The organism is Terriglobales bacterium (genome assembly GCA_035651655.1).
GTDB lineage: Bacteria > Acidobacteriota > Terriglobia > Terriglobales > Acidobacteriaceae > DASRFG01.
Window position 1 is genome coordinate 335,103 of record DASRFG010000023.1, and the last position, 14,393, is coordinate 349,495.

Consider the following 14,393-nt stretch of genomic DNA (forward strand, 5'->3'; position numbering starts at 1 on the left):
TGTTCAACTTCCCAACACTGGTGTGCGGCAACTCACTCCTTTACACCTGGTACCCGGCCGCGCAAAACGGTGATGGATGCTTTGGGCAGCGTAAATGTAGTTTGAGGGTTTGCGACAATGCTGCTGGCAACCGGCGGGCCGTCCGGATCTGCATGACTGTTTTGACCGTCGTTGATCCAAACATATTGTTCGCTGCCAAAGGTCACGAGCTTCACCGGACCGGCGAATGACACGTTCCGCTTTGCCTTGAGATCGTCAAATACAACTCTCACTAAGTGCGGATCGTTCTCGTCTCGGTTGACCAGCATTAACGACCAGTTCCCGTCCGGCCGATGCAGCGCGTAAGAAGTGACGAGCGCGTTCCCTTCCCTGTCTTTGATATCAATAGAAGAAGGAAACATGTGATGCACACCTGAGCGGTGGTGTACCCACTCCAGGTTGATCATGTGGGCGGCAAAATAAGGAGAGGTGTAACCCCGGATGTTGTAGTCCTGGTCGGAGATGAAATTCGACCACGAAGCCCAGCCCAGGCAGGTATTGTGGACGTCCTGAGGCTGGATCGGGGAATGATGGAATACGGCGCCTCCACCCTCAAAGAACGATCCGACATTGTCGGCGAGCCACAGCGCCGCGAAGATGGTCGTCATAGGACCCGTGAGCTGCGCCGCCAGGTGGTCCTCAGTCACCATCAGAGGGACTTCCTTGGGTACGCCATCTTGTCTCCACACCTGGAGAATGTGTTTCATCAATTGCGGTTCCTGGTAAAGACTCTTCCAAGTGATGTCGCAAGCTTCAAAGGGATAGTGCTCAAACGAGACAAACGCAAGGTCGGAGAGATGGCCATGCGACTTCAAGTAATCCACAAAGCGCCCCATCCATGAGGTCCGGCCCTGAGCGTCTGGCCAGACCCGGATGTCTTCGTTCACGCCTTCGAAGATCGGCCCTCCCAGTTTGAGTTTGGGATCAACCTTCTGAATCGCGGTGGCCCACTGAATGTAAAGAGCAGCGTAGTCTTCCGGCATCGCGTGCTTCCCATCCGGCTCTTCCCCCATTTCTATGTACGAGATTGGGTAGCCGCGCTTTTCAATGTAGGCTATCTGGGCGGCGGAATCTTCCGGAGTTCCGTAAAGCATAGTCACCGGAATCATCGCCGGTAGGTTGTTAGTAATGCCGCTGGTGAAAAAAAGATCGAAGCCGGTGTGTTGGTAACTGCCGGTTGCGTTCACGTCGCCAGCGGAGTGCCAGGGATCTATGGAAGAAGAAGTATAGGTGGTGGGCTTATCGCTGAAGGCTTTTTGCACCTCCACAAAAGCCCCGCTGGAATCCAGGCTGCCAGCTCGAACCTCCCGAATGGCATAGCCGACGCAATTACGGAGGTCATCCGAGCCGTGAAGATCGCAAGTATTGGAAGATTCCGTCATCAGGACGCGAAGAAATTGAGTTGAAACGGGGACATCCGCCAGTTTCAGAGTGACTGTTCCGCCTTTGGAATCGTTGATCGCTCCGGACGGAAAAACTCTCCATTGGCCCTGCGGGCCACCGTCGAAATCGAGCGCATCTTTTCCGATCCAGTACTCAACCTGGTAGCTCCTGGCGAAGGGATTTTCCCAGGCTATGCGGACGGCGTTCACCGGCTTTTCGACTTGGAGATCCACCACCACCCATTGTGGATGCAACGTGTCGCTCTCGCCTGTGAACTTGCTGGTGAGATAAGGATTGCTTTTCCAATAAGTGAGGTTAGGGCCTTGCACCGGGCGATCGCCGCTGGTTGAAAAACCGCGATGCGGCAACGCGTAAGCCAGAATGTAACGAATCGGTTCCATCAGTTCAGTGCTGCCGGTGAAATACCCGCTCTTGTGGGAGGAATCGCTCCAGCTTCCGCTCTCGTTCCAGTGCCAGACCGCCATGCGGAGCTCGGTGTTGTTACGATAGGTGATCGGGCCCCAGCCCGCCGAAAGCGATTCCTGGATGATATGGGGAGAATAAACTTTGTCTATGTCGTCGTGAGACAAAACATCAACCGAGCTGCCGAGAGCGCTGTCCGGGTCGAAGGAATTAATGACATGGCCTGGAGTAACATCCACGCGCACGGTTGGGATTTGGCTTCCGACGCTTGGGTTTGATTGAGCGGGAGCTGTTCTGGACTCCCCCGACGCAAACAGCACAGTGAAGGCCAAAATGGCAGTAATGTTAAATCGAGCGGCAGTTCTTACCTTTACAGATTGGATCGTGACAATTCCCCCTGCCATTATCATCTGGAGCATGTCGGATCGCGGAGATTAGCACGCCAAGAGACTGCTTATCAAGGCGGCTAGCGGCTCACATTTGAGGGCTTGCGGGCCGCTTCCAGGAGCACCTCAAACAAACGCAGATACATCTCAGAATCGGAACAAATAAGATACCTTGACGAAGAACTGACGGTCATCGTTGATAAAAGCCCTGCGAGTGCGCACCAAGTCGCCGTTCGCAATGGCGAGTGCTCGATCGAGGTTCTGCAGGTTGGTGTTGTATCCGACGTAGATCGCGGTACCGGGGTGGATCAGGTACGCGATTAGAAAATCTGTGTTGAAGTTTTTTGTAGTAGGAAGACTGGTACGCAATGGGTTGGCAAGCACCGTGGAATACTGCAGGATCACGCGAGCCGAGAGTGCGGGAGTGAACTGATAATTCCACTTGGAGCGCAGAATGTGATTGTTGAAGGCAACGCCACGGTGGTTCACATCCGCCAGGCGGAACCAGAGGTAAGTATTGTCAATGCGCAGATGTTTACTCGGTATAACGCTTAGATCGGTAGTGATGCTGTTGCGGCGCGCCAAATATGGGTCTATGCCAACCGGAGGTGCGTAGTTAATACGGCGACCCCAGCGATAGTCCACATTGAAAATGACCTGCCTGAACGGGGCCGAGCGGAAGGTGAAGAATCTAGTATTACGAACAAAATCTCTATTCTCCTTCAACACAGAAAAGTCCCTCGGACGGAGCAGTTCGGCCTCCTCAGCGTAACCAACCTGAAGCTTCGTCTGCCGCGGCATCTCGAAGGTAAGCTGCGGGATGTAGCCCCAGTTCAGCCGATCCCCCTCGTGGTCATATATGCGGTAAACCTGAAAATCCGGCTGCCAGCGCAAAAGATATTTCTTTGGCCAGAAATCATAAGAAATCTCGGCGGTCACATTATGGATGTCTGGTTGAGGATCAAACCCGGTCTCCGTGCGAAAGCCATCGCTTCGTCCGGTGTAGTGAAGGTTGGCATACAAACTGTGACCATTGCGGCTTAGCTCTCCCTCGAAAGCAGGGCCGGCCAGGTAGGTTCCGTCCGTCTGACGAGTGGAGCTCTCAACCGCCTGAAATCTGCTGACGGTTGTCTTGGAGAGGCGCAGCGTGGCGTCGGCCCCACCTACGCGGTTGAAACTTCCATCGAACTCGCGGTCGGTGTACATCAGTCCGACGGTGGAATCCTTTCCTACGTCGCGGCTCACACGCGCAATGCCGAAGTAGGCACGTTTATTGGCCAGCGGATCGTTGTCGGGGACGAGCAGACCAGGAGAGCGATCGTCGGCCACCAGCGTGCCTATGGAGTACTTCCCCATTTTTCCGGTGAGCCGAACTCCGTATTGGGGCTGAGCGATACGGCGCGTAAAAAACAGATTGATAGGGGTGTCGAAGTAATTGGAATTTTCCAGAAAGAAAGGACGCTTCTCCGGGAAGAAAACTTCAAAACGCTGGCTGACGGTGACCTGCGGCTGGTCAGACTCGACCTGGCTGAAATCGGGCTCAACGGTGGCGTCCAGAACCATGCTGTCCTTGATGATGAACTTGGCGTCCACACCGCCGTCAAACTTGGCATCGCGAGAGTCAAACCGCGGAGCATTAGGATCACGCAGATCCAAGCCGCGAAAGGCACGCATCAGGCCATAAGGGATGAACTGCATGTTGCGCCCAGGCGAGATGTTTTCTATCCCGTTCATCTCGCCATTCTGGGCGATGATCCCTCCGTTACGGCGGCTGCTTGATGGCCAGAAGGATTTTTCGTTGGCGCGATGAATCTCCCGTTGTAGGGATATCCCCCAGCTCTGGACGGGAGCGTTGCTGAATCGCAGCGACTTGAATGGAAGGGCCATCCACGCCACCCAGCCCTGGGTAGTGATCTGCCCACGGGAATACCAGACAGTATCGAAACTGAAATCCTCGGTATTGTCGGTGGCCAGACCGTCGCCCTGGATGCCAGAGGGGTTCACAACGAACTCATAGGCTCGACGATGATCGTGAAAACTGTCTATCCAGATGTCCACAAAATCATCGTCCCAAATGTCATCACGGTGGCCCAGGTGGGTGAGGATTTTATTCGGTTCCTTGTCAAAACAGACGAATACCGCGTAGAAGTTCTTTCTGTCGTATCCCAGATAGGCCACTGTGCGTTGGCTAACCGGTTCACCGTCGTGCGGAATCCACTGGTGGAAACCCTCGATGCGGGCCATCTTGCCCGCCATGCGTGGGCTCGGCTCCATGGAGAGAAAATCCTCTATTGTCGGCGCCTGCTGCATATGTGGGATGCTTACCGCACGCTCAGATGGCCGATTAACTGGTGCTTGGGCTGCCAACGAAGCCGCCGAAAACGAGACGAGAGCCAGAACTACCGAACGGCCCAGCGGTATTCGAGTGAGCAGCTTCATTGTTCGGCGAACGCATTGAACTTCCGCGTTGCAGCTTTTGACGGGCGGACAAAGAGAATGAAAGCAAGGAATGGGCAGCAGGGGTAAAGATTTACAGAACGAGTAGCTCCTCTATTGAGACTATCTGTTCACCGCCGGGGTAGCCCCCGATGGCGGGCAATGATTGCGCTTACAATTGCACTAGCATTGAAAACGCGCATGAGATTCCTCAACTACGGCATCGCAACTGCCTTATTGCTGATCGCCGCCAACTCGCCCGCTCACACCCAAACGGTGGCACTCGATCTCAACACCGGTTACAGGCAGATGTATAACCTCGACTTTGTAGGAGCTCACAAGACTTTCGCCCAATGGGAACAGTTGCATCCCGATGATCCGTTAGGTCCGGTATCAAATGCGGCGGCCTATCTGTTCGCCGAGTTCAAACGGCTCAAAACCCTCGAATTCGATCTGTTCACCGAGAACGCTAAATTTGAGGAGCGGCCCAAATTGGCTCCCGATCCCACGGTGAAGACCTCTTTTGAAAGTGAACTTTCAAGAAGTGACCAACTTGCAAATCGAAAACTGGCAGCGACGCCGAATGACGCACATGCCCTCCTGGCTTTGCTCATGGCGAACGGCCTGCGCGGGGATTACGCGGCCCTCATTGAGAGGAGAAATCTGGCGGCCTTGAGCTACATAAAAAAGGCACGTGAGCTCGCGGAGAAAGTTCTATCGGCGGATCCCACCTGCTATGACGCACATCTTGCGGTCGGAGTAGAGAATTATCTGTTGAGCTTGCACCCCGCACCGATCCGGTGGATCTTGCGACTTGGGGGCGCGCAAACTGATAAAACCGAGGGTGTTCAGAAGCTGCGGCTCACCGCTCAGAAGGGACACTATCTTGCGCCGTACGCACGTTTGCTGCTCGCCGTGGTGGCCCTCCGCGATAAGGACCAAAACACGGCGCGGGATTTGCTTGAGGGCCTCGCGTGCGAGTTTCCCCAAAATGATCTCTATCGCAAGGAGTTGGCTCACATCTCACCCCACCCGGCGGCTCTAGCGGGAAACCCCTGTCCCATGCTGCGCCTGGAAAGTTCCGACCGCAGTGATATCAATCTGAACCGTGTTGCTGACGCGCAGAAAGAGCGTACTTGGATTTTTTAGTCCCCACGCCTCATAGGGAACATCGAAGTGGGTCGTGGCGGAGAGTTGGTCTCCAGTCACCTGAACGGGCAATGCGAGAGTCACATCATGCTGTGAGCCGTGAAGTTGAAAAGTCCCTTTGACCTGTACCTGGGAAGAACCTTGTGGAGCCACTTTTCCGATTACCTGTTTGGGGGAAAACTCTATCGTGGGATATTGCTGGCTCTGGAGAATGTTCTTATGCATCTTTTTATCGCGCGATTGGTTGCCGCTCTCCCCGCTGGTAGCGTCAATAATCACATTCCCACTGGCCTCTCCAGTTGAGGGATCAAAATGGATCACGCCTGATTTCAACCGAAAGGTTCCATGGATGGTGTGAAGCACGTCGTGGAGGGTGAACTTAACAGTTGTTTTGGCCGGATCCAGTTGCACGACGTTATCCTGCGCGACAGAGAGGTGGCACAGCAGAAACGCGCAGAAGAAGACGACGACGTTCGATGATTTAAGCACATTTTTCGCTACTAATCGCAATCTTGCCTCCGTTACACATGGTGCGTTCGGATAAATCAGAGTTGCGCTCACGATGAGGCCACGCCGGCGGACCTTTATGCGAAGGAGCGGCAATTAGAGCAAGGTAATCCACGTGGTTACACAGAACAGGAGAAAAGGCATTACAGACGTGGGAACCGCATTTTTATTGGCTGCCCCCCAGGGATTCGAACCCCGATATGCTGATCCAGAGTCAGCTGTCCTACCATTGAACGAGGGGGCAACCATCAAATTATTCATTACGTTACGGCTTCTGGTCAAATCGGAGCCGCCAAGGCCAGGAATCCTTTAAAACAGCACTGCTGGAGTCAGTCGAGCTTGCGCCGTGTTCTTCTTCGCCATCCTCCCGTCGTTCCAGGATGAGCTATAGGGTAGGAACTACTGCAGGACGTGGGAATGAACCTCGCAAACCGAACGTAGCTCGGTTGGATCGGATAATACGGCGCGAGGATAGGCGCAATGCAGGTTGAAGGTGCTACCCGCAAGGGCGGAATTCCAGATGTCTTCAAGGGCCAGGGCTGCCTCCTTTTGACCGCCGTTCCAGAGAACCGCGACCATCTCGCCAAACACGGTGAGGCCCTGATTCTTGCTCTTAGCGCGAGCGCGAGCATCTTCTAACACTGTCCCAAGGCTGGTGGAAAACCGCGTCGCGTCAGGAAACCCGTCGAGCATGAAAGTGGCCAATGTCTCGGCGGCGTCTAGCATGATGTAGCGTTGCTCGAGCGCCGCACTGCATACGTCAATACCGGCGTTTTCGAGTTCGGCAAGCAGCCGAATGCGGTGATCTCCCGTCGCGACGACGAGAACAGCATCGCCCAGGCGAAGGCTCGTCGAAACGATGGCACAGAGGCGGGTGATCAGGTCCACTTCGTGTTCGTACACGTGAACCGAGTGGACAGGCGGCAGGTGGCTCGGCATCTCCTCACCTCGTATCCAAATAGCATACCGCATTCCGCTGTCTCTCTCGCGGCTAAGGCGATTTTTTTCGGACAAGCGCTATTGGGGTGGACTGACCGACTGCACGGCGACGTTCAGCGGCGGGGTCGATCAGGAAAGCGAGGCTCCGTAGGAGTTCGGCCGGATCGCCAGGGTCAAGATACCGATCGACTTCTTTCAGGGGCGACTCGTGAGGGTGGGTGAGCGCTATGACGGGCACTCCAGGGTTCTTCTCGCGAAAGCATCGGATGAGATCCAGTTTGTCCTCTTGCGGAATGCTGTGGCCGAGGACGAAAAGATCGAACCCGCCGGCTTGGCAAGCCTCGGCGCCGCGATGGAACCCCAGGGCGGAGACAACGTCATGACCCTTGCCGGTGAGCAAAAGCTCGCGCGTTCGCAAGAGCGTCGTGTCATAGGAGATAGAGAGAATACGGGCCACCGTCCATGCCTCGGCAGACGGATGACATGTTAGCCTAAGTTGGCGGAGAGTGAAAAGCGCCTTGCTGCGCATCGCAGGCGCAACAGTTCGAGAGTGGTAAAGGAAAAGAGCGGCAACGGCCCTCCGCTCCGTAACTGACAGAATCGCCGATATTAATGCGCCGAGCAGCCGATCTGGCTATTGTTGCATCCCACGGGGAGGGTGAAGTGTGCCTTGTGGATTCCCCAGAGTCGAAAATTTCAGCGAGGTGCAATGTGATGACTGCGGAACAGCCGATCCATTTCGCCAGTGCGACGCTCGGTAGGCAACGCCACATATGCGCCTTCTTCCATTCTCCGGAGGAGGAGTACCGCGTTCTGTTGCCATTCATTCGAGAAGGCATTGAACGAGGCGAGAAGGCATTTCACATCGTGGATCCACGTCTGATCGACGATCATCTCGCTCGACTGCGTGAGGCCGGTATCGATGCCGATGGCGCACGATCGCGTGGTCAACTCCTGGTGAAGCGCTGGCAAGACGCCTATCTGCGTGATGGTCACTTTGATCAAGATCGAATGCTGGCTTTGATCGAGGAGGTTCTGTCGGCGGGACCGGCAGAGGGCTACACTCTCACTCGCCTGGTCGCGCATATGGAATGGGCGCTCGAAGATTTTCCCGGCGTCGACGACCTCGTGGAATACGAAACGCGGCTGAATTTTGTCTTACCCAAGTACAATGATCCCGTTATATGAACGTATGACTGCGCCAAGTTTGGCGCTGGGATCGCAATGGACATTTTGCGGACGCATCCGATGGTGATTCTTGGAGGCGTCCTGCAACGGAATCCGTTCTTCGTACCGCCCGCCGAGTTCCTCGCGGAGCTCCGAGAGCGCGGGGCGTACACAGTGTCACGCGCAATTGCTTGAGGTCACATTTCGACGTGCAAGAGCACGATACTGAAATCCGGGAGCTACGCCGCCTCATCCGTGATCTGGTTGCGCTTGCCACCACACCAGCCGGCTGGGTCGGTCGCGATCTAATACAAATCGCCGACGGAATTGCCGACACTCTGCTGCACACATTACGCGCCGAAGCTGTATATGTCGGGCTCTATTCCGGGAACGTTACAGAGAGCCTTCGAGCCGCGAAATATCCCGGTTTCAAAGGCGAAGCCGAGCGGCTGCGAGCCGAAGCTGGCAACGCAGCGCTTTTTGTCGGGAGCGCCGGGTTACCGGACTGGCCGTCGCAATTACGAGTGGCGCTTTGCCCGATTGGGCTTTCGACCGACGAGGGTTTTGTCGCGGTCGCACGTTCGAATCGGAGTTTCCCAAGCGAAACGGATGGCCTGCTTCTGTCAGTTGCGGCGAACCAAGGCGCCGTGGCGGTGCAGACCGCACGCCTGCGATCGAAAGCCGAGTTTGAGCGCGGCCGTGTCGAAGAACTACTCGCACAGGCTCCTGCTGCGATTGGGCTGACGAGCGGACCTCAACATCGTTGGGTGTACGTCAACGAACAGTATGTCCGCCTAACGGGACGGAGCAGCTCTTCCGATTTCCTCGGAAAAACGGTACTGGAAAGTTTGCCGGAGATCGAGACACAGCCATTTGTCTCACTTCTCGACGAGGTCTTCCGAACCGGTGAATCCTACGTCGGTCGCGGCGCCCGCGCAGTTCTTAACCGCGCACATACGGGTCAACCAGAAGAAGCCTATTTCGATTTTGTTTATCAGCCGGTGAAGAAGGCGGCAGGAACCGTCGATGGCGTTCTCGTCCATGCCATGGAAGTCACTGACGCAGTGAAAGCAAGAGAAGCGCTGGAGACGACGCTCGTTGCTTCCCAGCGACTAGCAGCGATTGTCGACTCATCCGACGATGCCATCGTCAGCAAGAATCTGAAAGGCATTGTCAGCAGCTGGAATCCAGCAGCAGAACGAATTTTCGGCTACTCGGCCGAAGAGATGGTCGGTCGGTCGATCAGAAGAATCATTCCTCCCGAGTTGCAGGACGACGAGGACGAGATATTAGCGGCGATCGGCAAAGGTGAAAGAATCGAGCACTTTGAAACCGTCCGCCTTACCAAGGCGGGTGAACGCATTGACGTGTCGCTCACGATCTCGCCCGTGCGGGACGAAAAAGGCAACATTATTGGCGCAGCTAAGATCGCGCGCGAGATCACTCATCAAAAACGAGCCGAACAAGCTCTCCGAACAGCCGAGCGACTCGCTTCCGTCGGGCGCCTGGCCGCTACAGTCGCCCACGAAATCAACAACCCGCTTGAGGCAGTCACGAATCTTGTTTACCTGGCCAAGGACCGTGCGGACCGTAGTGACGTCCGGGAGTTCCTTGGCGCAGTCGAGGACGAACTGGACCGTATTTCCCATCTCACCAAACAAACTTTGGGGTTTTACCGTGAGACGACGACTCCTACCCTGTTGAGTGTCGGATCGCTTATCGACCCGCTCGTATCCGTGTTCGCGACTCGTGCAGGAAACAAAGGCGTCATGATTCGGCCCGAGATTCGCGATGATGGCGACATTTGCGCTGTACCAGGCGAAATGCGCCAACTCATCGCCAATCTGTTAAGCAACAGCATCGACGCTGTTGATCAGGGTGGAGTTGTGCGCATCAGGTTGAACACATTGGATGGCGCTTCCACCGCACGCAAAATCCGAATTACGGTGGCCGATAATGGTCCGGGAATCCCTCCGGAACTTCGGTCGCGACTGTTCGAACCATTCTTTACCACGAAGAGAGAGGTTGGAACCGGTCTGGGGCTGTGGATCTGCAAGAATATTGTTGAGAAACACCACGGTTCAATTCGGATGAAGAGTAGCACGCGGCATGGACACAGCTGGACTGTTTTTTCGATTGTTCTGCCGTCGCTCGAACGACCTGCCGTGCAGGAAACCCTGAGACAGGCTGTATGACAGAAAATGGCGCAACAAACACTTCGAACCGGGACCTGCGCCAACGGTACGTGCTGGTCGTCGATGACGAAAAACGTATCGCAGACACGTTAACCGCCATTCTTGAGTCCAAAGGCTATGAATCCAGGGCAACCTACGACGGTGCAACTGCTCTCGAGACATGTCACGCACGCATCCCAGACCTCCTCATTACGGACGTTGTCATGCCCGGCATGAGCGGAATCGAGTTGGGAATCGCCGTGAAACGAGAATACTCAACGTGCCGCGTATTACTTTTTTCCGGGCAGGCAGCTACTGCGCAGATGCTGCAAGATGCGGAAGCACGCGGCCATCGATTTGAGTTGCTGGCAAAGCCGGTACACCCAAGTGTGTTGCTGGAAAGGGTCGAGCAACTCATCGGAGCCGGTGTCGGATCGTGGCCTAAGTGATGCGTGAGTGATCGTGCCAGACTGCCTAAAACTTGGGCGAGAATCAAAACAATAAGTGCCCACAAAAACCCAGCAGAAATGCTTCATGTTGCCGCTGGGACCCAAACCAGTGATCTTCCGCGTCTGTCACCAAATGGCAATTCGGCGCGCTAAATAGTAAAAAGAACAGGTGTTCGCGCAACGTTCCAACTGGAAATTGACGCCCAACCGACTGGCCTCAACTTTAGAAAGGTTGCGAGCCAACGGGACTGAGGTCCTCGACCTCACTGAATCGAATCCAACGCGCTGCGGGTTGCAACACGACGCCGACAAAATTCTTTCCGCGCTGGCCGATCGGCGTGCTTTGGAATACTGTCCCGAGCCGAAAGGCTTGCCTTCCACGCGCGAGGCAATTGCAAGCTATTATCGCGACCGTAGCGGAAGTCGCGGCGCAGTCGAAGTCAATCCGGAAAACATCATAGTTACCGCCAGCACCAGCGAAGGATATTCGTTTCTCCTTCGGCTGCTATGCAATCCTGGAGATGAAGTGCTGGTCCCTGCGCCTAGCTATCCGTTGTTTGACTATCTGGCCGGCTTGAATGATGTGAAGCTGGCGCCTTACTCGCTCTTTTACGACCACGGCTGGCAAATTGATCTGCACTCGGTCGAACAGGCTCTCTCGCCGCGGAGCCGAGCAGTAATTGTGGTGCATCCTAACAATCCAACTGGTTCGTATGTGAAGCCCAACGAAGCAGAGGCTTTGAATCGCCTGTGCGCACAACGTGAGCTGGCGATCATAGCCGACGAAGTGTTCCTGGATTTCCCACATAACGATGAATCGCGCTTCAGTTTTGCGCACAATCAATCTGCTCTGACCTTTACCCTCAGCGGGCTATCCAAAATCTCGGCCCTTCCGCAAATGAAAGTGTCGTGGTTCGTGACCAGCGGTCCTAGTTCCCTGGTGGAGCCCGCCCTGGGACGCCTGGAAGTGATTGCGGATACATTTCTCACCATGAACACGCCGCTACAACTGGCAACGCCGGCCATGCTTGAACAACGTCATCGCATGCGCCAGCAACTGCAGGAACGTATTCGCACGAATCTGGCGAAACTTGACCGGCAGCTGGCTCGCCAAAAAATGACTAATCGCTTGGACATTGAAGGGGGTTGGTACGCGGTGTTGCGCTTGCCCGCAACTCGGTCTGACGAAGACCTTGCCGTAGAGTTACTACAGAAAAAACGGGTGCTGGTGCATCCCGGACATTTTTACGATTTCCCTGCCGAGGGCTACCTAGTCGTAAGCCTGATTACTCCCACAGAGAAGTTCGACGAGGGCATAAGAAGGACCACTGAATTTCTGTCGGCGTAAAAGTCACCCACGCACCAGAAACGGATTGCTCTCCCGCTCCGCGCCAATCGTAGTCAGCGGCCCGTGACCGGGAACAACGATGGTCTCATCCGGCAATGCCAAAACGCGTTGGTGCAAAGAGCGGATGATCTTTTCGTACGATCCGCCGGGAAGATCGGTGCGACCGATGCTGCCGGCGAATAGCGTGTCGCCAGCGATCAGCTTGTGCTCGGCCGGAAAATAAAGACAGACACTGCCTTCGGTGTGTCCCGGGGTATGCAGGACGCCTGCTTCCAGTCCTCCCACATGTAACTTGTCTCCCTCGCCGATACTCTGGTCAACTTCGACTCTTTCAGGCGTAGCCATACCCACCCAGGTGGCCTGTACATTGAGCAACTTGAGCAAAGCATAATCGTTCTGGTTCAGCAGGATGGGAGCGCCGGTAAGCCGCCGCAGTTTCATCGCCCCACCTACATGATCGATGTGAGCGTGCGTGATCACGATCTGCTTTACCGTCAACCCCTGTTTGCGTGCGATGGCGACCACCTGGTCAATGTTGTCGCCCGGATCAATCACCATTGCCTCTCGCGTGTGCTCGTCCCCGATCACCGAACAATTGCACTGCAACGGGCCCACGGGAAAGATCTCGTGAATCATTCTCTTATGTTAGCAGTGAGGAGCACGAGCCGACACGGCGTGCAGTTCCGCTTCATCGCCATGTGAGTTAACCGGCTACTAGTCTGCAGCTTCGAACACCAAGCGACCACTTCACAGGTTCACAACCACCGTGAGATTGCTCGCATCGATGTAAACATTTAGGGAGGACAGACATGAAGAGCTATTCGCTTGTAGTGGTATTCGCGTTAATGTTGACAATTCCGGTGTGGGGACAAACCGGTGGGGGCGGAGCAGGGGACCATGCGGGCAGCGGTTCATCCGGCACACAGGACAGCACCACCACCGGACAGAGCAGCAGCAGCGATCAAGGACAAACGTCGAGTGGGCAGGCCAGCGGCACTGCTGACTCCGGCCAGAATTCCGGCATGAGTAATTCCGGGAAAAAAGACGAAAAGACCCTGAAGGGCTGCATAGAATCGCAGGGTGGTCAGTACGTTCTGCAGGAAAAGCACGGCAAAACTGCAATGCTGAGCGGCCAGGATCTCTCTTCGTATGCAGGGAAAGAAGTAAAGGTTCGCGGAAGCTGGCAGAGTGGAAGCAGCGGGATGTCGAGTTCCTCTTCTTCTTCCTCTGGTCAGTCTGCCCCTAATTCAGGGATGTCAAGCACGGGCAGCGACCATAACGGTGGGGTCTTTATGGTCGACAAGGTAGATAAGGTCTCCGACACTTGCAAGACCAAAGGAGCGAGCAGCGGCAGTCAATCTAGCTCCAGCAACTCCGACTCCAGTAACTCCAGCATGGGAAGTTCGAGTTCCAGCCAAGGTACGAGCGCGACCCAAACTAATCCTGCGGCGGGCACTGGCAGCTCAAACACCAACAACCCCGCTCCAAGCGGCAACACTGGTGGAAGCACCACGCCTCCTCAGCGGTAAATGCTCAGCCAGTTGTTCTAAGACAGCCGGGTGCCACCTGGCTGTCTTTTTTTTATCTGCTGGTGATGTTTGCAGAACTTTCAGAAGAACGCAGTCAGGGATCTACTTCGGCGTGACCGGCTGCGGCTCGGGTTTAGGGGCCTGCGCGGGCGTTGCCGGCTGGCTCTTGGTCTGCGCTGGTTTGATGCCTTCAAGCACGGACCCTGAACCGCGATGACGCGCTGCGGCAACTGAGAGCGTTATTGAGGTCAGCATAAAGAGGACAGCTGACCAGGTTGTTGCCTTTCCGAGCAATGTAGTAGCGCCGCGCGGACCAAAAGCAGTCTGGCTGCCCATTCCGCCGAATGCGGCAGCGATGTCGCCGCTTTTCCCGCTCTGCAGCAGAACCACCACAATAATGAAGAAGCAAACGAAGATGTGTACGAGGGTAATGAGTGTTATAAGCATGGATTCCTAACTATCCG

Annotated in this window: 13 protein-coding genes and 1 tRNA gene; 6 read left to right on the forward strand and 8 right to left on the reverse strand. The window is 55.3% G+C overall.

Going from position 1 to position 14,393, the window contains the following annotated elements; translation table 11 throughout:
* Nucleotides 1-32: 32 nt before the first annotated feature.
* Together VFA76_09895 and VFA76_09900 are read right to left on the reverse strand one after the other, a co-directional pair.
* Entirely contained in the window at nt 33-2,249 is a 2,217-nt protein-coding gene (locus VFA76_09895) for a discoidin domain-containing protein (protein HZR32148.1), read from the reverse strand.
* Between the two features lie 129 nt (nt 2,250-2,378).
* Nucleotides 2,379-4,670 carry a DUF5916 domain-containing protein gene (locus VFA76_09900; GenBank protein ID HZR32149.1) on the reverse strand — a complete coding sequence of 764 codons (2,292 nt, stop codon included), beginning with the start codon at nt 4,668-4,670 and terminating at the stop codon, nt 2,379-2,381.
* Between the two features lie 198 nt (nt 4,671-4,868).
* Here VFA76_09900 and VFA76_09905 point away from each other — a divergent pair, with 198 nt between their 5' ends.
* Nucleotides 4,869-5,816, forward strand: coding sequence for a hypothetical protein (locus VFA76_09905; GenBank protein ID HZR32150.1), 948 nt, complete (start codon nt 4,869-4,871; stop codon nt 5,814-5,816).
* Here the strand turns inward: VFA76_09905 and VFA76_09910 are convergent.
* From VFA76_09910 to VFA76_09925, 4 genes are all read right to left on the reverse strand, one after another.
* On the reverse strand, nt 5,709-6,326 hold the full coding sequence (locus tag VFA76_09910; protein ID HZR32151.1) for a YceI family protein: 618 nt from the start codon (nt 6,324-6,326) through the stop codon (nt 5,709-5,711). The two genes, VFA76_09905 and VFA76_09910, sit on opposite strands and share 108 nt — an antisense overlap.
* Nucleotides 6,327-6,493: 167 nt before the next feature.
* Nucleotides 6,494-6,567 (reverse strand) — tRNA-Gln (locus VFA76_09915).
* Nucleotides 6,568-6,722: 155 nt separating this feature from the next.
* A complete protein-coding gene (locus tag VFA76_09920; GenBank protein HZR32152.1) occupies nt 6,723-7,262 on the reverse strand; it encodes an MEDS domain-containing protein in 540 nt (179 codons plus the stop codon).
* A gap of 52 nt (nt 7,263-7,314) precedes the next feature.
* Nucleotides 7,315-7,719 carry a hypothetical protein gene (locus VFA76_09925; protein HZR32153.1) on the reverse strand — a complete coding sequence of 135 codons (405 nt, stop codon included), beginning with the start codon at nt 7,717-7,719 and terminating at the stop codon, nt 7,315-7,317.
* 257 nt (nt 7,720-7,976) lie between these two features.
* On the opposite strand from VFA76_09925, the gene VFA76_09930 reads away from it, so the two are divergent.
* From VFA76_09930 to VFA76_09945, 4 genes are all read left to right on the forward strand, one after another.
* Nucleotides 7,977-8,450 carry an MEDS domain-containing protein gene (locus VFA76_09930; GenBank protein ID HZR32154.1) on the forward strand — a complete coding sequence of 158 codons (474 nt, stop codon included), beginning with the start codon at nt 7,977-7,979 and terminating at the stop codon, nt 8,448-8,450.
* 188 nt (nt 8,451-8,638) lie between these two features.
* Complete coding sequence (locus tag VFA76_09935; GenBank protein HZR32155.1) at nt 8,639-10,624, forward strand: PAS domain S-box protein; 1,986 nt, start codon at nt 8,639-8,641, stop codon at nt 10,622-10,624.
* On the forward strand, nt 10,621-11,052 hold the full coding sequence (locus VFA76_09940) for a response regulator (protein ID HZR32156.1): 432 nt from the start codon (nt 10,621-10,623) through the stop codon (nt 11,050-11,052). Before VFA76_09935 ends, VFA76_09940 begins: the two co-directional genes overlap by 4 nt.
* A 169-nt stretch (nt 11,053-11,221) precedes the next feature.
* A complete protein-coding gene (locus VFA76_09945) occupies nt 11,222-12,400 on the forward strand; it encodes a pyridoxal phosphate-dependent aminotransferase (GenBank protein ID HZR32157.1) in 1,179 nt (392 codons plus the stop codon).
* Nucleotides 12,401-12,403: 3 nt separating this feature from the next.
* Here the strand turns inward: VFA76_09945 and VFA76_09950 are convergent, their stop codons facing one another.
* On the reverse strand, nt 12,404-13,036 hold the full coding sequence (locus VFA76_09950) for an MBL fold metallo-hydrolase (GenBank protein ID HZR32158.1): 633 nt from the start codon (nt 13,034-13,036) through the stop codon (nt 12,404-12,406).
* Between the two features lie 173 nt (nt 13,037-13,209).
* Between VFA76_09950 and VFA76_09955 the strand changes: the two genes are divergently transcribed.
* A complete protein-coding gene (locus tag VFA76_09955) occupies nt 13,210-13,929 on the forward strand; it encodes a hypothetical protein (protein HZR32159.1) in 720 nt (239 codons plus the stop codon).
* A gap of 102 nt (nt 13,930-14,031) precedes the next feature.
* Here VFA76_09955 and secG read toward each other — a convergent pair whose 3' ends face one another.
* Nucleotides 14,032-14,376, reverse strand: a complete 345-nt coding sequence (secG, locus tag VFA76_09960; protein ID HZR32160.1) for a preprotein translocase subunit SecG — start codon at nt 14,374-14,376, stop codon at nt 14,032-14,034.
* Nucleotides 14,377-14,393 lie beyond the last annotated feature (17 nt).